Raw genomic sequence first — 19,515 nt, 5'->3', positions numbered from 1 at the left:
GTTTTGGTCTGTCAATTTTTTTTGCGAGACGGAGTTCTATATTTGAGACCCAAAGAAAAGCGAGATCTGCGCCGCTGCATTTCTTCCGTCTCTTCCGCGATCTTGGCGATATGCTTTTCGGTACAGTTTTGCTTCTGATCTCGTGATGCAACGATGGTACTGATGCAGATAGGCCCCTTGGGGCTCAGGGGAATCGCTTCATTGGCCGCAGGCCGCTGCTTTTCATTTTGCGTTCAATGCCAAGGCGCGCAGCGCTCGATGGATCAATCCGTTCACAATGGACTGAAATTTCCGGTCGGTGACAGACAACAGGATATGAGCCTGGCGATGATTCGCTTAGAGGTGCCATGAACACCGCATCCCGCCCAATGGATCGCATCAAACGCCGATTTCGAAAGCCAGGAGATCCTCAGTAATAGGTTCCGGCGCCAACCCACTCAGCACCAGTCGATGCTGTATGCCCCTGCAGATGTGCGTCCATAGACGCGATCGCAGCTCGATATGCCAGCCATGGTCGTAGTACCTGACATCCCGCCGAGACTTTTCATTGAGGGCTACGACTAGGAAAGAGTAGCCATCCTGGCCTACCCATTCGGCAGTGATCCGAACAGGCTCGTCTTTGCCAGGTTTGCGCTCATATTCGTCGAGCAACCCGCTCAGAACGTGGACGAACTCTTCACCGCAGCCAGCCGAGGCGCGGCTCCAGACTTCAAGAGTGATGGTGCTATCCATTCGCAGCGCTCAACTGCCCGTGGAGCCAAGATGGCCCTTCTGGGAAAACGGGTAGCAATATACTCGAAAATCACCTGATCCCTAGTCGCTATTTCGCAGCCATTATATGCAGGCTTAACTCGTACAACGATCACCACTGGCCATGAGAGCTCGATTTGATGGACATTCTTAAGCGCTTCCAGCATGTGTGGGGTGAAAATCCCACTCACCTGCTGGACAAGTACAAATACCAACCCGAGCTTACAAAGAGACTTGATGACCTTGATGCCAAGGAGCTTACCAAGCAGACCTTACTGGAGATCGTTTTGTGGAAGGTCAACCGATACCCCCAACTACCTCCTGACCTGGATGGACGAGCTACGAACGCTGGGTGATCTTCAGCCGCGGCAACATCGACAGGCAGATGCGCTACTGCGAAAGCTGCTGTCCTCTCCGGGCATTCGGTTGCCAATGGCTTCGACCATCATGCGCTTCCTAAACCCAGAGGTATTCCAGATCATTGATGATCGAGTCTTCAGAGTCTTGATGCCAGGGCAGCGACGCTACCCAGACAAACCCGCCAGCGGCGGCAGCCTTGTCAGCTACCTAAACAATTCGGTGGAGACGTACTTCTGCTACCTCGAGGCCATGCACGAAATTACCTCAGAGAAGCTGCCTTTCCACTTGGCAGATCGAATTCTCTATCAGCTCGACATTGAGCTTGGGAATCGGATCGGTGACTGACAAGCGCGCGAAGCTGCCTGTGGGACGCCTCGCGCCGATCTGCTCAAGGACATGTTTTTCTGGCGGGCTTAGACTCTGAACCCGTGGGATGCGAGCTGAGACCTCAGGGAACTGTCCTTGAGAACCTTGGGAAAACTCACGATCAATTTCCACATAACATAAATGAAGCCGATTGGGACAATGACCCCGAAGAAGCCGCCGAACAGCAATGCGACCAGGCTCAACGGGATGAACAGCAACCCCAGGAAAGCGCCCATGACGCGCATCTTTTTGATCCAGGTGGTAAAGCCGTCTGCCTCATACAATTTCTCTCCCGCTGCCGTTTTGATTGCGTACAAAATGAAGCCCAGCTTCCCAAGCTTTACGAAGTGGAACTCACCTTCCACACCCGGCTTGAGATATGACGCGATGTAGTGACCAGTCCCAACCTTTTTAACCATCCGCACAGCACCCCCTGGCTCCTTGAGACGCAGATAGTCGTACTCGCTCCCTTCCGGAAGATTTCGGTGAGGGCCAACCACTTCCATTACACCCTTCAGAACACTCGCATCCGACATTTCAACCTCTCCATACGTCCACGCGCCAAAACGCAGCGTGCTTACCCATTCGTCCATTCGGACTGCGATGTGCGGCGGGGCATCCCCACGCCGCGGTATTTTCCTTGGCCATGCGTGTCAGGCAGGCCTTACCAACTGAGATGTCAGAATGACATCTCTCTATCGGCACTATATTGCATAGAGCGGGAGCCATCAACGTGGCTTCATCCTCGTTTTTAGCGAGGATGGTCAATGTCACTCATGCCGGCACTAGCCGCCTTGGTGCGCGTGATCAGACATGCCAAGGGGCTGACGCAAGAGCAGATGTCCGGCTCAGTCGAAGCGCGTCATTTGCACAATATTGAAAATGCCCGCTCCAGCATCACGATCGATCGCCTTGAAGCAGTGGCTGCAAAGCTGGAGGTCGATCCCGCCACGCTCATTGTCCTAGCATCCGCGCTTAGTAAAGGGATGAGCGATGAGAAACTGCTGGAAGTGATCCAACAGGAATGCCAAAGCCTCAACAACCTCGGCGCACTCGAGCGCATTGCTGATCACTACCAAGAGGGCAAGGTCACCCGGGTGCGACCAGGGAAACAGATCGATCCGGAAAAGTTGGCAGCTATTCGGCATGCCAAGGCCGCGGGAGAATCACAAGCTTCGGTCAGCGCGCGCCTTGGGGTACCTAAATCAACGGTAGGTCGGCTGTGGCACTACCCAGAGGACTAAACAGCCTCAGCCCTGAGTCCTCCAGATCAGCCTAGACTTCGATGGTGAGGTCAGCTGAGAAGCCTGTACGTTCTCCTGGATAACCACGCGGGTTCGACACTAGCCGGCACCCCGAAACAACTGTGTCTACCGCGTGATGGGTGTGACCAAAAATCCATACGTCAGCTTGGGCCACAAGGTCGTGCCACTGGTTGAAATACGCTGCGCCTAAATGACCTTCATGTCCCTCGCCAGCAACATCCTGGATTGGGCAGTGATGAGTGATCACGATCGTCTGTCCCTCAAAGGGTTTGGCGAGTTCACTGACGAGAAACTCACTAGCGGCGATGTTCCGACCTATGAGGTCAACGGGCCGAAGCTTTCTGTAATTCTCCCCTACCCTGATCCTCCTGAAGTCGCTCATGAGCTCGACGCAGTCTCTCATGGCAGCTTTGTAGTCGCCCGTGGACGTGTAGTCTGTCCACGCCGTCGTAACCAAGAACCGCGTGCTATCGATGATGACGGTTTGGTTGTCGAGCACGCTCACATGATCTGCAGCCACGTCACGCATCTTGGCGAACGTACGATCGATGTGCCCCTTATAGAACTCGTGATTTCCGCACACGTAGATCACTGGGCAGTCGAAGGTTTCGTTAGCCCAGGTTACCCCTTTACCACGCACCGATATGTCGCCAGCAAGGACAACCAAATCCGCATCGACCTGGGGCGGTTCAAAATCTTTGAACTCAATGTGCAAATCTGAGTAGATCAAAATTTTCATCAGCTCAATTGTGCTCCGAGCGGAGTTTTAGAAATCGCTCGTTCATGGCTTCAGGGAAAACATGACATCTGAGCATCACGCCCTGCCGTGCTCCGGCACGCTGCATTGTTGAGGGCAGCGGCAGCAGGTTGACTTACGAAGCTGCACCTAGCCTGGCCGGCCAGCACAACCCAAAAACTGTCAGCCGTTCAGGCATACGACTGTTGCGCATAGCCAGTACCGGGTCGTTGCCAGACGAGATCGCACCACGGCGCACCTGATGATCAATGGGCCTGGCTATCAAAGCCCCCAGGTCACGTCAGGCGAGAACGACTGACGCCCTTTCCCAACGCGCTCGCCAGTTCATCGAGTGCATAACGCAAACGTTGATCCTCCTTTACGTCGCCAGAACCGGGCTGCAATTGACGAGCGTGCCTGATGAGCATTTGGAGATGCTGCACACTGAGCTCCAGCTCAATCAGCATGCGATTTTCAAATGAAAACTCCCCAACTCGATCGAAGGAAACAGGTACTACACGAGTATCAGTGAATTCCCCATCTCTCGGAGAGCCTAAGAGGTATCCATAACAAATATTGTCTTTAACTAATACAACCATCAGTAGCTTATTAAGCTCGCGACGCCTCCTCATAATCCAATCTTCAACGAGTCGGGGATAGCCGGTCGTGTTAGCAATATAACCATCCAACTCTGCCATTGACTTAGGCCATACGACTTCCGACCAATCCGTATCAACGGCAACGGGGACTAGCAAGCAATACCCTTCCCTTAAGCTAGCAATGGCCTTATCGCAGTGGAAGGTAATGGGCAACGGGTCGATTTCGTAATACGGCACGAAATATAGCGTACCAATCATTAACTTACCGCCAGAAAAATTGGCTGCCATTCTAAATTCCGTTGCCCCATCAAACTGGGGAAGATCAACCGGGGCAGAAGAAAATTCTGAGGTTTCTGTCACCTGTCGACACTTTAGGCAAAATCGCCCCCACTCGGTATATATTTCATTCATGTCGCCCCTCCGAGAATGATGAGCGCATTGAATTCAATGCACAGCCTTTAGTGAATGAGAATTTTGCCCTGATCGCTGCACTCAACTAGCTTCCATTGCGCAAAGCGCGTTTAGGGCCGGGTTTACATATGGCTTAGGGCGTTGAGCTAACCACACCCCGGCAAGACTCGTCTAACAGACATATCCATGCTCGATGCGCTCGAGCACACCCCTGACTCTTCGATATCCCGCCTCATCGCATACGCACTCCAATGCTGTGGCGCCACTGAAAATTGTCCTAGGCTGCGACAACCAGATGTTGGCCTTCGCTTTGCTGCCAAACACCTGCTCGGCCTGACGTCGAATCAGCTCCTCAAAATTCGTTTCCGTTTTCATAGTTCCTTCGCCTTATGATCATGTCTATCGGGCGAATGGCACATTGGCTATGTTCATGCATTTTCCAAGGCTTGTAGTGCAGGAAGGCTCACATGTTTTCTTGTCCCTGGCCCGGCTAAGATGTAACTCGTGTGCATGCTTTCAAAAGTGCAACCATCTAGTACACGCTGGAAGCTAGAGCGGATTGCACCTACTCGGGAGCCTCGAACTCTACTGTCGTACACCACAGTATTGGCAAAAACCACCGTTGGCTGTAGGCCCATAGCATTGAGATCATCTTCAACATCGCTAGGCACCATGATGTCGAGTAGGAGCCAATCCCGGACAACATAAAATGGTCGGCCCTGATTATTTGTCCATGCCGTATCCACAATCACGTCATCTGGCTGGCCATCCCCTTCCAAGGGAAAGCTGTATCCGGATAAAAAGTCTGCTACCAACGCTGCTTCCACTGTACCTACCTGTTTCGTCTTAGCGCGCTACATCTTGCATCGCTTCGTTGCGGGATATGCCGGCCTTAGTGAAGGGCGCCCTCGAACTGAGGGCTTCCACCTTCCAGCGCCCAGTCGCAAACGACATAGACGCTTCCATTTCTCGTCTCATATAGATGGTACGCACCATGCTCTAGGCGCCGTCCCAATGGAGACGTTCGGATTGTCGAACCATCTCGGAACCGGCCGCGGCTCTCGCGATACACAATGCCCACCAGACAATTGATTGAATGGTCGTACAAAGCGCAGCAGAGGAATCCTGTGATAGCGATGCCAAAATTTATGGCCATCGCCCGCTCCACAGTGGCAGGCACTGAACCTGGTGGTGTTTCCGTGGGGGACTGTTGGCTAGCCAACAGCTCAGGATCGCTGGACATCTCAAGGCACCCGGTGAAATGGCTGAAATTCAATATGCAGGTCGCTGTAAAGACGGAGTTCCAGATTCACCTCGTTGACATAAAGGCGGCACGTCGCCTAGCAGTCGTCGTACCGTGCTGAGTCATTAACGCTGATCAGCTGCGCCTTAAACCTGCTCAGCTAGTGGATCGATTTAAGGGTAAATTGAAGCAGTCCCCTATCAATCAATCTTTTCAGAAAAATAGGATGTCCTCAGGAGCAACAACCCTGGCTGGAACGGGCCTGTCGAGCCGTTCAATAACACACACTATATACGGTGTAATTGATCTCAGCAACATGGCCAGATCCTTCTCTTTTCGGGAGGCGATTCGATGTCGCTGAAGCCGGCCTTCGCCGCAATGCTTCGATCCGTCCGAGACGCACAGTCCCGGACGCAGGAAAACGTGGCCACCTCCACATCCCGCACCTACCTGGGTCTCCTGGAAAACGGCAGCTCCAACGTAAGCTTGGACAAGCTCAATGAGCTCGCCGACAGCCTTGGCCTATCGCCGCTGACGCTAATTGCCCTCACCCTTTCCGCTCACGACGGATGCTGCGCAACTGAAACCCTGCAACGGGCTCACAATGAGATTCATGAACTGGGTGAAGCCGTGAAGCTTGAGGCGATGCGGGCTCATCTGGTGGAAGGAAAGCTTGTAAAACGCAAACCGCACCGGCCAGCAGATGCGGACAAGCTAGTGCGAGTGCAGGCGTGCAAAGCCAAAGGCATGACTCAATCTGCAACGGCCCGGGAGCTTGGGCTGAGCAAGGGCACGGTTCACTTGCTCTGGCACTGAGTGTTCTCTTTCAGATCCTTTGCGACGTTGCGATACTTGATCCAATAGAATCTGAGACTGATTGATGATCAAAGCAGTGATGAATGCAGTTCTGCTGAAACGCGCCATGAACTACTTGTCGGTGTGGCTCTGGCCGACAAGGTCAGCGCGCTGCGGGTAGACGGTAAGCGCACAGCCCCCAGAAACTTCGGTCGATGGGTGAAGTGCACCAGGCCGGTGGATTGCTGAGCTGGTGCGCTCCAAGCCGTCCAGAGAGCACCGCTTCACTATGTCATGCTCGTCCCGAGCCAGTGTAGAGACTATCAGATGCACTGAACCAGCTTGAGCCGAAGCACCGGCATTCTTATGCATCGATAGGTAAAGAAGACGCCGAAGATCCTACGCTCATACTAAGCAGCGCCTCTTAAAGGCTGTTGCTAATCTACCCGACAAAAAGTTTACTGATGGAGAAATCCTGGCCAGGCTTAAATTGAATCGTTCCGCTGTACTCAGAGGCACTTACTCTGCGACCACTTTTAAATGCCAAAAATGCACAATCGATCTTGATTTTCTGCTTCGGCAAACGGCACGGCACGCCAAATAGCAACAGCACCTTTCCTGTCCGCTCAACGAACATGAAGTCGGTGGCTTTGTCGCTGGGGAAGTTCTTCATCGTCCGAAAGCTTTCGGGGTCAGTTGTAGTGAATCCTAGACTGCCTGGCATCGCCGAAACATCCAAAGCGGCAACGCCATTTAGGATGGCCTGAGCCTCTAGGATCTCTCCTACCGGACTCATGTCATCGATCTTGTCAAAGCTCCAGCGGATCGATGGCATGAAAGCCATGGAAAGCTGACGAATTGCAGAAGCGATTTTAAGGAAACGGTAGGTCTCTCGAATGTGCTCTACGTGACTCTGCGATCCACAACTGGCCTCCCAGCACTCCTGGCCATTCACCTCTACCACCAAGCGCAGCTCAGGCGAACGCATAAGCCTCTGATAGATCTTTAGCAATTTTGGAAGATATGGCAGAGCACTCACTGGCAGCCCCTCCCAGCTGCTTACATCAATTCCTAAGGTTATGGCGCTTGATCGATCTGCGCCTGTGAGACTGATGGGCACGGACAGCTTCAGGCAGCCACCCATCCCTGCGCCATCGAACGTAGCGCTCTTTGTTCCATGAACGAGCTGGCCTTGCACCTCAACCAAGACCTCAGTGATGTCCAAATCCGGATGTTTCACGACTAGCTGAACACTCGCGGGAATACTGCCGGGAGTGACCACTACTTTACCGCCTTCAGTCGCCAATAACCTTTCAAGCAGCGGTGAGCCTTCAACCCTGGCATGCTTCACATCAAATTCGAATGGTCGCCCGTGCTCGATGAGTGAAAGCAGGCCAGCCCTGTAGCTGGGGTGTCTGTCGGTTTCGAACTGCCAACGGGTATTTACCGTCTCACGTGGCATGAGCTCAAAGCTCGTTACACCATGCTGCCAGGAAGGAATGACCTCGAACCTTGAGTCTAGGGCTTCAAGAGAGCGCTTTTGAGCGTAAATAGCCTCCGACACCGAGGTCGCCAAAGATTTCTGATTCTGAGCGGCGAGAGCCTGCTGGAGCATCTCCTTCACATCATCGATGGCTGGCCGTCGCCCCTGTTCCTTTCTCGCTTTCGCCTCCGCGATGGTTTTCCACTCGCGGAGCAACTCTTTCGGAAAACTCAGAGGGTCGCCGTCGATCTTAGGGCTGCACCCACTGCATACCCAGATGCCATTATCAAAGCTGCGCCGCTCCTCTGAGGTCATATGCTCGTCGTAGCGCGGGCCTCCTGGCGCCGCTGCGCAGATGTGTGCAGCGTGGCCAATATGAAATGACTTGTCAGCACCCTTCGGCCCGTAGGTGGGAGTGCGGCAGTCCGGGTTGGAACACACTCCTGCCACACGCTCTCTGAGCACTCGCTTTACGCGCTCCGGAAAGTCGTCACGACGACTCAGTTTCTGAGATTGCAGTGGTTTATCAATGGTCAAGGAATCAACTCGGTAGGCTAGGTTGAGCGGATTCTATGGCACTAAAGCCCATAGATAAAAGATTTGGCCGGTCTGGCCTGCACCTCCTTGAGACGTTGAATCAGCGCCGCTGAAAAATCTGGGCTCACTCTTGGATGAGTCCCAAGCAGGAATAGATATCGTTGACCTTCATTCCTCCCGCAATGAACAGAATGAATACCATCGCAAGCAGAAATACCTTCAGATGCCATACGACAGCGAGCCAACGCCACATCGACACGCCTTTGGGCAGATAGTACTTAACAATCGCTCTATAAGGGCCTCCCACTGAAAACAACCAGAGCACACTGATGATTAGTGCCCCTATTGCGAAAGGTTCCGGATGTTCAAACTGCAAAGATGTATAGCCTAGAGACAAAAGCAAAATCGCTGCCGTGCCATTCGCTTGAGAAAAATACTCAGCGGCAATTGCATCTTCTGGACTTGAGTGAATCACTGAATTTCCTTGAATTGTTTAATACCTATTTGATCTTTCAAAATTGACCACAGCCCTCAACAAACCGATAAGCGAGAGTTTACAGGTGCTTCAGCGCAAGCAAGCGTAGGCGTTCCCGCCGCATGTAGGTATTGAAGAAGTAAGCACTATCAAATTCCATACGCCTTTGAACAATAACTTTCGAACCGCTTGAGGCCCTGTCAATCTCGACAACTACTAAATCAATTGAGTCCTTACCAGATACGCCCTCACCAAGCCGATGATTGTTGAAGTAAAAGCGCAAGTCGCTGCCTGAGACACCTTTTTTGCGATACACCGTTTGATAACCCTTAACCTCAAACCCCACTGACTTCTTATTGATGTGCTCCGCAAGGGTGCTATCCACCTTACAGCCGTACATATCTTGAGCCTCCGTCATGTAGGCAAATCCGAACGGCAGGTTGTAAAGCGTGATCGCCTTGTACTGGTAGCCCTGATTACCGCCGAAATCTTCAAGCATCGATTCGATGATGCTGTCAATCAACGTAATGCCAGTCGCTCGCTCAATCTCTTTAACCACAAGGTGAATGTGATTGAGCAAAGCGTCACGGATTTCCTCATTGCGTTCTTTACTGGTTCGTCGAGCCTTGCTATCGAAACGATCGGGGTTGTGGAACGGACACTCTTCATAGGCTGCCTGGTTGTGATTAGCCAGGCCAGCGACCGAGTAGCCTGCATGCTTTGCATACAAAACTTCGGCGTTGGTTGTAGGTACAAGGCGGTTGACCAACAGCGTAGGGTTGCGGCATGCAGGGCATAGCGCGAACGACTTAACCTCATCCCCGTTGCGAATGACGTAGGGTGCTTCTCTGCTGGTCTTTTTGTTGTAGCTCACCTGGGTCAGAGGAATTGGGAGCCCTGGATTTGCGAGTGTGCTGAATACGTTCAATGCTTTTTCCTTTCGTCTATCGTTGCCGTTGGAATGCCAATGGGCTTCATTGAGGGATCACAATGCATCGACTAGCCGGATGTCTATGCATCTCCCCTAGCAACGCCGCTTCACAGTGCTCAGCAGTCATGAAAAAACCTTCAAAATCCCTTTCTAGAGCCTTCAGTCCACACAGGCCTGGCGGAAATAATGGCAATTTGCCCACCTGGAATGCAAGAATTATTGGCGCCTGATTTTTGACTTCACTTTTTTGCTACGGGCAGCTAGGAGGCCGGAAAATCATGAGCGACACGGGGTATCGGTACTCGATCGATGACTGCAAATTCGATGAGAAGACCAAGAAGCGAGTCAGCGAGTACCGCAAGTTTCGCGATGCCTGCCTGGAGCGAATCTACGGCGACAGCGGCACGTCGATCGCTAATCAGGTGCATGACTTGGCATGGCACACCGCTGTGTTCAGAACGCTCAACGAAGCGCGCCGGCTTGAGCCCGATCGCGGAGTAAACGGGCCGATGTGGGAGCTCATCGTCGCGGGCTACGCGAACATCATGACACTCGGCATCCGCAAGCTGGTAGACCGCGATCCCCAGACAGACTCGGTCTGGAATCTCATCAAACGCGTAGAGAAACGTCCTGAGCTACTCACTCGCGAGCTGTTCATCTGCTACGACGCGCTACCATACGATTTTGAGGTCGTTCGGGATCGGTTGAAGGCTTAGGAAGAGGTGCCTTCGGGAACGATTCGGTGGTTGAGCAATTTCGGCCCCGACGCCTGGTCAACCTCCAAACGGATGCACGAGGTCTTCGACACACTATGTGGAAACCCGCAGAAGCAAAAGCGTGGCGACACGATCGAGCTAGCACTCTTCGAGGCGCTAAGAGAGGCTCTGAAAAGCCCTTGCATTACGCGTGTCCAAACGCTGGCTAGCAAGTCCATGGCCCACGCTGAGCGGCTCAGCGAAAGCTCAGGTGCCATCCCCAACGTCACGTATGAAGATGTCGATGAAGCGCTGAAGATCATCATCTCCGTGACCAACTGGATCGCTACAAACGTGTTCTACGACAACGCCTTCGGCACGATCGTGGCAACCACAACCTTCGACCCCCTGGAGCACCTCGACTCGCCTTGGGTAACATCCAAGCACCTACCGAATCTCCGACAACACTGGCGAGAGATTTCGAAAACCATGGACAGCTGGGCAGATGCTGATCCGTTTGTTTCGCGCACCTGAAACCTCAGCGCAGTTTGAGCTGCGCTGAGGTGAGTCGAGGGCCTAGAACGGTATGTCTAGGTCATCTTCAGGTGTGCCAGGTGGAAGCAGGCCTGGTTGGGCAGGCGGCTGCGTGACTGGCCGGGGCTTGGTGTGTTTCGGGGGAGTTGTTGGTGGCAGTAAATTCAGATTAACGGGATTGACCGAACTCACGGCCAGAGGAAGCGGTACCACGAATCCGGGCTCCGGCATGGGTTCATTCTCACTGTCCCCCTCGGGCTCGGAGACTATCGCTGCAGGAGCTATCTGGTCGTCAGCCGCTATGGCGCGCCCCTCGTGGGGCACCACTTCTGCCTCAACTGCCTCGTCTACTGCGCCGGCAGCATCCGCCTTAAGCGGTGCAAGGTCTTCAAAATCGTCGCCCATCATCATCTTGTAGTGAGCCAAGTGATCGGATTCCCTGAAAATTTTGAAGAATATCTTCATGTAGCTGGCTGCCGTCCTTTCGCCGATAGCAAGATACAGATCGTCTGGAGAATAATGGGAACCGTCGTTGACCCAACTAATCAGGGACTGGCATTGAAGCCTTTCCTGGCCCTCAAATTTATTCAGCAAATCATAATAATCAATGCCACCCAAAATCTTAAAATAGTTTTCTAAAATACGACGCATTGTGTTTTGCAGCGTCAATGTAGGCAATGGATCTTTTCTGAGTTCGCTCCAAAGAAGCTGGTAGGACGTTTTGATTGGGTTCTCGTGATGACGCTCAACTTTTGAGAAACGATCAGGCTTGCGAACGACCCAAAAGCTCTCGTAGGGCATGGCTTTTTCTTTGTCGCGCCGCTGATTGAAAGTGATTTCTTTATGGAAATGAACATTATGCGTAAGGACGAACACTTGCTTGATCGCGCCATTTTTCTGTACATCAGTGAACAATTGCTTGATCAAGCTACCGACAATGAACAACACATCACTATCTAAGCTGGACACCGGATCGTCAATCACCACGATTCGCTGAGCCGTAATACCAGTGGTGGTAATGCTCCCACGAAGAAGATGGAAGAAATAGAGGAAGGTAACAAAGGTCTTCTCACCCTCACTCAAGGTTTTATAAGCGCTCGTACCATCTGGCCTGAGCAGCTTGTAAGAGTTTTCCCCAGGCGCAACCGCCAATGAGAAACTATGAAATCCAAAATCAGTGAGCAGTTTGTTAATCTCTATAACCGTGGGCTGCACGCTGGTCAACTGGGATTCGATTGAGTCAATTTCCACATTTGCTTGCGAAATATCGCTCTTCGCCTTTTCCAGCGTTCCGGTCAAGCCTTCAATCGCTTTGTCGAGCCTACTGGAATCAGCCGCATATTCTGAAAGCGTCTTTTTAAGCTCCACCTCCAGCAGGTACTTCCAGACTTCTGACGTCAGCTTGGTCTGTTCCGAAGTGAAACTTGTGACAAGCCGATTATGCTCAACGACTTTGGCGTTGGCTGCTGAGATAAGGTCATCAATTTTCTGATGAAGCTCTGCAACGGACTCAAGGACTATCTCACTGCTAGGCGAGGCCACCTTTGCGGCTATCCGCTCTTTATTTACCTGCAGAAGAGCGCCAAGCGCCTTAAACTCAAGACCAAGCATTTCTTTGTCTACATGTTGGTATTCAACATCAAAAAATCTTTCAGCACGTAGAGAAATTTCATCAGCCCTTGAAAAATAAGCATCACGATAAGCGCTCAGGGCGCGCATATCCGCTTCAAAGGTTTCATCAAAGTATTCGATCAATTTATTTTCAAAATCATGGGAGATGCTTTGCTGGCAAAATGGACAATGATCACTACTATGCTCAAGGTACTTGATACCTTGACGCACCCAATCACTATTACCTAGCCGATCTATAAGCGCTGCAACGTCAACATCCCCTTTACCAATTATTTTCTTTGTGAGCACTTGATTTGTTTCAAGAGAGATCAGGAGCGATAAATCAAAAGTCGGCACAATGACAAGCGCGCTTGGAGCTTGACCATACAGCACACTAGCTCTTGTTTTTAGATCATCCAATTCAGCAATAGCAGACCTGTTACTGGCACTTTCTTGAAGCACTCTCGCTTTGAAACCATCCTTGCTATTCCGGACGCCTTTAAAAGCCCCGCCGAATAACTCGTCGTGCTTCGTCTTTTGTTCCCAGCAACGCGTAACCAGTCTTGCCTCCAAAGCGCTGCGCTCTGCGTTTTTACCGCCTTCACCGTCCTCCCCATTTAGATTAACTAAAGTCCTGTCGCGGAGCTGCTCAAATCGCTTACGGTCGGCCTGAAGCTCCTCTAGCCGATCCAGGTGTTCTTTTTCAGCTTTGCCCAGCGTGAAGACACCTTTTAAATTCTGAGCTTCGCTGTAGTTATCCGCGATGAAGTCGCTGTTATAAACCATCGCCTGGATAGGAGTGGCATTCTTCCAATTCACCCTAGAGTCGGATGAGATAGTCGGATCTGCAATGAGACGGCTTATGGTTGTTTTACCCGCACCGTTGGCTCCGTAAATGACGTTAACCGCTTTAAGGTCAGTGAGATGCTCAAAGGTATCAGGGCTGTAAGTTGCTATTTTTTTGAGGCTTATAGACTCGATCATCTGTCTCGCGTCCATGAGAAGCAGCGATGCGTGTGCCGCTGCTTGGCTTGTGGAAAGGGTTGGCTCAATCGCGTGCGCCACATCTGGCTTCTGGCGGGCAGGTAGGGGTCGGATGCTGGCGATTGGCCTCAACAAGCGTAGGTGGTTTGGTAGGGCTTGCTAGGTGAACGGATGAGTGGGTGGACAGGGAGGTTGGTTTGCGGCGGAGCTGTGAGCCTGGGGAGCCAGAGAAAAATGTAAGTCATGAGCAGAGTACAGGCCCTTGGGTTTGCACGTTCTGATTTGTGCCAACCTCATCGCCTTCGAATTTCCGCTCATTGCACCATCGACTGCGCTGCCTTATACATGCGCTTTCGCCCATGATCGGGCATCAGTCCAGACTAGGATTTTCATGACCCTCGCGCGCTGCAAGGCTGCCCTCCTTCACCTTATCGACGACCAAGAAAACCGCGTTATTGCCCTTTCGGGAAAGTGGGGAACCGGTAAAACAGAGCTCTGGAAGCAGGTTCGCGGACAAACGGTGGACGCCAAAGCCAAAGACGCTGTATTGGTCTCTCTCTTCGGCGTCAGCACCCAATCAACTGGGGTGGCTCCAGCATTTCGCAGGAGCTTGAGCAGCTCGAATACACGGGTGTTGCTCGTCGGCTGCTGTTGATGCGCGGAGGTGATGAACCAGGTTATCCGGGTGGAAAGCCATTGGACGATTCAGCGCATCCTCTCCCCAGTCTGGCAAAACTGCTCTCGACCTCAAAAAGCATGAAAGTAAAGTACAAAAGGTTCGATGAACTGAGCCATGGCCCGGTGCTTCAAGCTTCACTGCTATACACCTTGTCGTCGCTGTACTCACAGCAGTGACTGCATGAACGATTGGGGGCTGGTATCTCTGAATGCCGGCCCGCAACCTACCCGCCAATTCAACGCTAGCAGCCATTCCGAACCGCGCGCAGCGTTGAACGTGGGCGCACGCTCTGCAAGCCTGCTTGGAATTTCAACCGTAGGTATCCAGCTGAAGGACACGATCTGCACAAGCCTGGTCTTGAAGCCCGGTCAAAATGACGCCCCGCCCAGACTCAAACCCGTTGTACAGATCCAGTCGAGTTCAGTCCTCGTTTTCATCAAAAAGCACGTACAATAGCCGTAGATTAAAGCTCACTGAATCAACGGCTGCAGAGCACTGCTACCGCCCTCCCCTTTAGGCACGCTGACCATTCGCAGCAAGCCGTCATGGAAGCCCGCCTATGCCAAAGATGAAACGAAGCGACCTCCACTACGACTACAAGTGGACAGTCACCGAAAATGACTCCCCCAAGCTGATCAACAAAGATGCGCGTCACCTTAGCCGAAATGAAGGCTATGAAATGCTTCACTACCTGAACAACCTGACCGGCAAAGACGGTGCCGATCTGCCGTTGCGCAGCAGACAGATCGTAGAATGGATGCTAAAGGAGCATTTCCACTCAACAGCCGCCGGTCACAGCACTGTCACCAACTGGGTGACCGCCAACTGGGCGCGACTCCTTCCCTTTTACCCATGGAAGGATGCACCCTGACTCAATGGGTTCCGGTAGTATTCGGCGGTGCTCGGCCCGCCTCCCTTGCCAGCACGTCGCAAAAAAAAGCCCCTGGGTCTAGACCCAAGGGCGTTCGAGGAAGCCGACTTAGCGGTTCGGTGGAACGATCAGTAAAAATTGACGCGAAGCGCCACGGACTCAACAGGCTCATCCTTCAGCAGCTTCCGCGCTCTCTCACTCATTTTGCGGGAAATTTCATCCCCTGAGCGATTGAGCTCGCGCAGCTCCTTCAGGACGCTATCCTTCAGTACCATTTTGACCATCCCGCGTCGGCTCATCGCCGGCCTCCTCCTGATTCTCAGACATTGCATCTACTTCGTACATCAACAGTAGCATTCTTCCCAAATGATAGCAAATTGGGTTCATGAGGTGGATAAACATATCCGCACGCTCATGGCTGTACAACAAGCTCTCATTGTTCTTTTGAATATTAAGAACCGCATTGAGCCGATCATTGATCATGACAGGGATACTAATCAGCGAACTAACCCCCTCAAGATTCTTATAGTATTCTGCAACATCATTAAGGTAGCGCTGATTCGTTTCCGGATTATCTTCCCTCTCACGATCAATCCAATTTTTTATCGACTCACTAATGTTTTCTATATATGCAGGCTGGCCAGTAGCGGCAGCCAGAGGCGCTCCGGGAAGATTGGGATGATGGAAGGTTCGATCAAACTTATCCTTCACCGTATAAGGCAGGATAATGGGCTCAAGCTCATGATCAGCAGACACACCGGATTTGGTGATGCCCGAAGAAGACACTGACAGCTCAGTATCAACAATCGCCAGTGCGCCCGTACACCGCTCCCATGCCACCGTGCTATTTTGACGATGCAGGAAAAACGGCGATGACACTACCCAGCCATCCCAACTTTGCTCCTCATCACCATCATTAGCTGCGGGCCGCTGTGAACGAGTATCCAGCAAGAAGGGGATTGGTGGCCCTTCTACCAGACGATAGAGAGGGCGCTCCGGATCACGTTCTCCAGGTACTGTCTTGAGCCGGTCATCAGTCTGCTTGGCGGGCTCACCCGCTCCTGCCGACCTCAAACCGTCTTCTGCCTTGGCCTGAGGGGTGGCCGCATCCTTAGCAGGATTGGGCTGCTCCCAAAGCTGCTCAGGGATCACCACATGCATCAAGTTGGCTTTGTAAACAACATGATCTCGGATGCGAGACACCCCGTCCCACAGCCGGGTCAGGATCACCACAGCAGATAGGATACTTCTGATTCGATCCCGCACCTGCTCAGAGGTAAGCATGTTGTGCTTAGCCTCATGCTTGGACTTCATCCTCAACTCACCTGCACCGCGCAATGCCATGATGTACTCATAGACAAAGTCCTTGGGCGGCATGCTGGTGAGGCGATCCTCCATCATATTTTGCTGAGACTGCAGGTAGCTTTCTTTCTCGGCGGTCTGGTCAGCCAGCCCACGCTCACGCAACCACAAGACCAGGATGGCGACCAAGGAGAACACGAAGGCCACCAGTGTCGTCCAGAAGCCCTTTTTGATCGAAGCATCGAGAAACTCCGACATCTGCTCCAGGATCGTCCCGGCACCGACCGAAAAAACCGCTGCGCCGATTACAGAGCAGGTCACAAACACTGCCGAGCCCGTAGCAGACGCGCAGCTCTTTGACATTGCCCTACGTATGGCCGTGCGACGAGGCACTGTGACAGTTGCGTCAGGAGGTGGTGGCGGACGAGTATCCATATCGTAGAAGCAAATCCTGTGCTGCGAGCAAATCGCTGATGACCAGAGGAGAAGATGCGGTGCGGCATTATGTTATCACCACGATGATGGCGAAGCTGCACCCATCAGTCCCGAGTTCTCGATCCAATAGCACTATTACTCGACATGACCGGTGACGTTGACAGCACCACCGCGGTCTGGATGCGAAAGCAATTACGGCAATGCTCCGCTCCGGTAATGAGGTGAGCCAGGTGACGACATTCTGATGTCATTTCACCATAGACTGGGCTATTGGCACTGTCATGCGCCAGAGTAAAAACCCCGTCTGCGGGCTCGCCACCCGAAAAAATCGACCGTGTGGTACCGAACCCGCGCTGTCATTTCTGCCTGATGGCTCTTCATATTCGATAGCCAAATGATGGCTACCCACTCAGCTCCAAAACGCTTAATGAGATAAAGTGCCTGTTCGCAAAGTACATCACGGAAGAGCGCTCAGCATGCCGAAAACTCGTCAACGAAAGCCCCCTGCAACGGCAGACTTCAACGGCTGGTCTTTCAAGTGGGAAAAGCCGCTGGGAAAAGGAGGCAACGGCATCGTTTATCTGGCGACCAAAGACGGTCAGCAAGGTGCTTTGAAACTGCTGAAATCCACGCAGTTCCCGGATCGGGTGACACGCTTTAGGGATGAGGTTTCAGGGCTTCGCGATTGCGCCGACATTCCAGGTGTTATCCCTGTTCTGGATGCCGAAACTGACCCAGTGGGCGCACAGCGACCTTGGCTCGTAATGGCGCTGGCCACCCCGGTTCAAAAGAAGCTGGGAGATAGTCCAACCCTTGAAGTGGTCGTAAAAGCGATCCTGGAGATCGCTAGGGTGTTGGAGGCTATGCATGAGCGTGGATACACCCACCGCGACATCAAACCGGACAACCTGTTCTTTCACAATGACCGCTGGACAGTAGGCGATTTTGGGCTGGTCAGCTTTGCTGGCAAAGAAGCTGAAACGGCTCCGCATGAGCGTATCGGGCCCGTTTTCTACATCGCCCCGGAGATGCTCAACACTGCAGCACATGCCGATGGATCCAAAGCAGACGTGTTTTCCTTGGCAAAAACGCTATGGGTACTGGCAACGGGTCAGAATTTCCCACTGCCTGGCGTCTATGACCTAAGCCATGAGGCGTTCCGAATTGGGACTTACCTTCCCGGGGCTGTCGGGAGCAGCCAGCTCGATAAATTGATCGCGAGCGCTACGGCCCTCACTCCAGAACACCGACCCACTATGTCCCAGGTATGCACCGAGCTACGTGCCTGGCTTAGCCCCAAAGAGGAGCTACCATTGGCCATTCAGTTCAACACGCGCGAATTTGACTCGCTCATTGAAAATAGCCGAAACGCCTACGATGCCCAGCGAGCAACCAAAGCCCGCAACGATGAGCACCTGAAAACTGCCGCGCTGCGAATCCAGCAAAAGCTGTCAGGCTTTATCGAAGAGGTTACGCTCGCCTTCCGCAACGCCAACCTTGAAACGGCGTTGGTGAACTGGAATGACAACACTAAACAGATCACGCTACATGCAGTGGTTCCTGATTCACGCCCTGCCCTCATGACTCTGCAGTTGTCAGAGTTCAGCTTGAAGGCCAGCAATATCCGGTTTTCGGCCATAGTCCGTACAGAATGGAGAGAATCTCGCACCTACGCCCTTTGCTGGAAGCGAGAATTGGAGTTTCTGGAGGGCGGGAGCGAAGAGGATCTGGTACTCGATGATTTGCAACGCGAGATGAACGATGTCCTTGAGGACGCCGTGCCGCGCTTTCTAGCGGTGACCTATGCCCCATTGTCGAATTGTGACTCGCACTTAATCACAGTAAGCGACGCATCTGGGTCTCCGATCGACGGAGCTCAAGTCTGCGTCATCGGCGTGGATGGCGCTGCTCATAAGCATCGGACAGACGAAAATGGGCGCGTGGTGAGCCCTGCCGTCCCGCCTGGATCAATAGCTTACGTAGCCCATCCCAATTATCACGGCACGGTCATTCACCGATTGAGTGCCGAAAATGCTGTTCAGCTTGAAAAATCCGCGCAAGGAGGCTCCTTTATTCATACCGAAACAGGACATCCATGGACTCAACTGAAAGCTCGGATACAGATCAATCACAATGACCAGGGGCACATGTCCATGTACGCGACGGGCGCTGTGATGGATTTCGGTGTCAGCCAGCCAGCCGTCATTTCTCTTGGGAAGCGCACGCACATTAAAGATCCGACAGGACACTGTGTGCACTTCTACCCTCAGGCAGCCAGGGGCGACGTATTCCTGGTGCAGGTTGAGAATCTAGCGCCACCCAGGCCTGCCCCTGATACGTCGGCACGGTTGTTCTAAGGGCGCATACAGGTTGGCCAGGAAGTCGTGAATCTGAAGGCGCACTCATGGCTGTACGGTGCGGCCCGCCCTTCTCAACTTCCCTCGTATACCTTC

Annotated in this window: 18 protein-coding genes; 7 read left to right on the top strand and 11 right to left on the bottom strand. The window is 52.7% G+C overall.

All coding sequences use genetic code 11. From position 1 onward, the window contains the following. Window positions 1-378: 378 nt before the first annotated feature. Window positions 379-732 carry a hypothetical protein gene (locus ACMGGG_RS07720; RefSeq protein ID WP_414155167.1) on the bottom strand — a complete coding sequence of 118 codons (354 nt, stop codon included), beginning with the start codon at window positions 730-732 and terminating at the stop codon, window positions 379-381. A 255-nt stretch (window positions 733-987) separates the two neighbouring features. Between ACMGGG_RS07720 and ACMGGG_RS07715 the strand changes: the two genes are divergently transcribed. Next, window positions 988-1,455, top strand: coding sequence for a hypothetical protein (locus tag ACMGGG_RS07715; RefSeq protein WP_414155166.1), 468 nt, complete (start codon window positions 988-990; stop codon window positions 1,453-1,455). 68 nt (window positions 1,456-1,523) lie between these two features. On the opposite strand, the gene ACMGGG_RS07710 is transcribed toward ACMGGG_RS07715, so the two are convergent. Further along, window positions 1,524-2,069 (bottom strand): hypothetical protein, encoded by a 546-nt coding sequence (locus tag ACMGGG_RS07710; protein WP_414155165.1) that lies wholly within the window; start codon window positions 2,067-2,069, stop codon window positions 1,524-1,526. 174 nt (window positions 2,070-2,243) lie between these two features. Between ACMGGG_RS07710 and ACMGGG_RS07705 the strand changes: the two genes are divergently transcribed. Further along, a complete protein-coding gene (locus ACMGGG_RS07705) occupies window positions 2,244-2,720 on the top strand; it encodes an XRE family transcriptional regulator (RefSeq protein ID WP_414155164.1) in 477 nt (158 codons plus the stop codon). Window positions 2,721-2,751: 31 nt separating this feature from the next. On the opposite strand, the gene ACMGGG_RS07700 is transcribed toward ACMGGG_RS07705, so the two are convergent. The 4 genes from ACMGGG_RS07700 to ACMGGG_RS07685 form a co-directional block, all read right to left on the bottom strand. Continuing rightward, a complete protein-coding gene (locus ACMGGG_RS07700) occupies window positions 2,752-3,480 on the bottom strand; it encodes a metallophosphoesterase family protein (RefSeq protein ID WP_414155163.1) in 729 nt (242 codons plus the stop codon). A 293-nt stretch (window positions 3,481-3,773) separates the two neighbouring features. Beyond that, window positions 3,774-4,487 (bottom strand): hypothetical protein, encoded by a 714-nt coding sequence (locus ACMGGG_RS07695; protein ID WP_414155162.1) that lies wholly within the window; start codon window positions 4,485-4,487, stop codon window positions 3,774-3,776. 171 nt (window positions 4,488-4,658) lie between these two features. Next, entirely contained in the window at window positions 4,659-4,862 is a 204-nt protein-coding gene (locus ACMGGG_RS07690) for an MbcA/ParS/Xre antitoxin family protein (protein ID WP_414155161.1), read from the bottom strand. Between the two features lie 53 nt (window positions 4,863-4,915). Then, window positions 4,916-5,314, bottom strand: a complete 399-nt coding sequence (locus ACMGGG_RS07685; RefSeq protein WP_414155160.1) for a DUF6957 family protein — start codon at window positions 5,312-5,314, stop codon at window positions 4,916-4,918. A 767-nt stretch (window positions 5,315-6,081) separates the two neighbouring features. Between ACMGGG_RS07685 and ACMGGG_RS07680 the strand changes: the two genes are divergently transcribed. After that, window positions 6,082-6,546 (top strand): helix-turn-helix domain-containing protein, encoded by a 465-nt coding sequence (locus ACMGGG_RS07680; RefSeq protein ID WP_409279896.1) that lies wholly within the window; start codon window positions 6,082-6,084, stop codon window positions 6,544-6,546. Between the two features lie 421 nt (window positions 6,547-6,967). Here the strand turns inward: ACMGGG_RS07680 and ACMGGG_RS07675 are convergent, their stop codons facing one another. From ACMGGG_RS07675 to ACMGGG_RS07665, 3 genes are all read right to left on the bottom strand, one after another. Further along, window positions 6,968-8,545, bottom strand: a complete 1,578-nt coding sequence (locus ACMGGG_RS07675) for a hypothetical protein (RefSeq protein ID WP_414155159.1) — start codon at window positions 8,543-8,545, stop codon at window positions 6,968-6,970. A 124-nt stretch (window positions 8,546-8,669) separates the two neighbouring features. Then, window positions 8,670-9,020, bottom strand: coding sequence for a hypothetical protein (locus ACMGGG_RS07670; RefSeq protein ID WP_409279894.1), 351 nt, complete (start codon window positions 9,018-9,020; stop codon window positions 8,670-8,672). 79 nt (window positions 9,021-9,099) lie between these two features. Further along, window positions 9,100-9,948: a hypothetical protein gene (locus ACMGGG_RS07665; RefSeq protein WP_414155158.1), complete on the bottom strand. Its 849-nt coding sequence runs from the start codon at window positions 9,946-9,948 to the stop codon at window positions 9,100-9,102. Window positions 9,949-10,229: 281 nt separating this feature from the next. Here ACMGGG_RS07665 and ACMGGG_RS07660 point away from each other — a divergent pair, with 281 nt between their 5' ends. Both ACMGGG_RS07660 and ACMGGG_RS07655 read left to right on the top strand, forming a co-directional pair. Next, window positions 10,230-10,667: a hypothetical protein gene (locus ACMGGG_RS07660; RefSeq protein ID WP_414155157.1), complete on the top strand. Its 438-nt coding sequence runs from the start codon at window positions 10,230-10,232 to the stop codon at window positions 10,665-10,667. 30 nt (window positions 10,668-10,697) lie between these two features. Further along, window positions 10,698-11,180: a hypothetical protein gene (locus ACMGGG_RS07655; RefSeq protein ID WP_414155156.1), complete on the top strand. Its 483-nt coding sequence runs from the start codon at window positions 10,698-10,700 to the stop codon at window positions 11,178-11,180. 42 nt (window positions 11,181-11,222) lie between these two features. Here the strand turns inward: ACMGGG_RS07655 and ACMGGG_RS07650 are convergent, their stop codons facing one another. Beyond that, on the bottom strand, window positions 11,223-13,856 hold the full coding sequence (locus tag ACMGGG_RS07650; protein ID WP_414155939.1) for an AAA family ATPase: 2,634 nt from the start codon (window positions 13,854-13,856) through the stop codon (window positions 11,223-11,225). Between the two features lie 1,157 nt (window positions 13,857-15,013). Between ACMGGG_RS07650 and ACMGGG_RS07645 the strand changes: the two genes are divergently transcribed. Continuing rightward, a complete protein-coding gene (locus ACMGGG_RS07645) occupies window positions 15,014-15,325 on the top strand; it encodes a hypothetical protein (RefSeq protein ID WP_409279889.1) in 312 nt (103 codons plus the stop codon). Window positions 15,326-15,583: 258 nt separating this feature from the next. Here ACMGGG_RS07645 and ACMGGG_RS07640 read toward each other — a convergent pair whose 3' ends face one another. Further along, window positions 15,584-16,954 carry a hypothetical protein gene (locus tag ACMGGG_RS07640; RefSeq protein WP_414155154.1) on the bottom strand — a complete coding sequence of 457 codons (1,371 nt, stop codon included), beginning with the start codon at window positions 16,952-16,954 and terminating at the stop codon, window positions 15,584-15,586. A 584-nt stretch (window positions 16,955-17,538) separates the two neighbouring features. Between ACMGGG_RS07640 and ACMGGG_RS07635 the strand changes: the two genes are divergently transcribed. Further along, window positions 17,539-19,419, top strand: a complete 1,881-nt coding sequence (locus tag ACMGGG_RS07635; protein ID WP_409279886.1) for a protein kinase domain-containing protein — start codon at window positions 17,539-17,541, stop codon at window positions 19,417-19,419. The last annotated feature ends 96 nt before the right edge of the window (window positions 19,420-19,515 follow it).

It is taken from the genome of Pseudomonas sp. BNK-44-b (assembly GCF_047456245.1).
GTDB lineage: Bacteria > Pseudomonadota > Gammaproteobacteria > Pseudomonadales > Pseudomonadaceae > Aquipseudomonas > Aquipseudomonas machongensis.
Note: the sequence above shows the minus strand (reverse complement) of the source record. Positions and strands in the feature narration are given on the sequence as shown.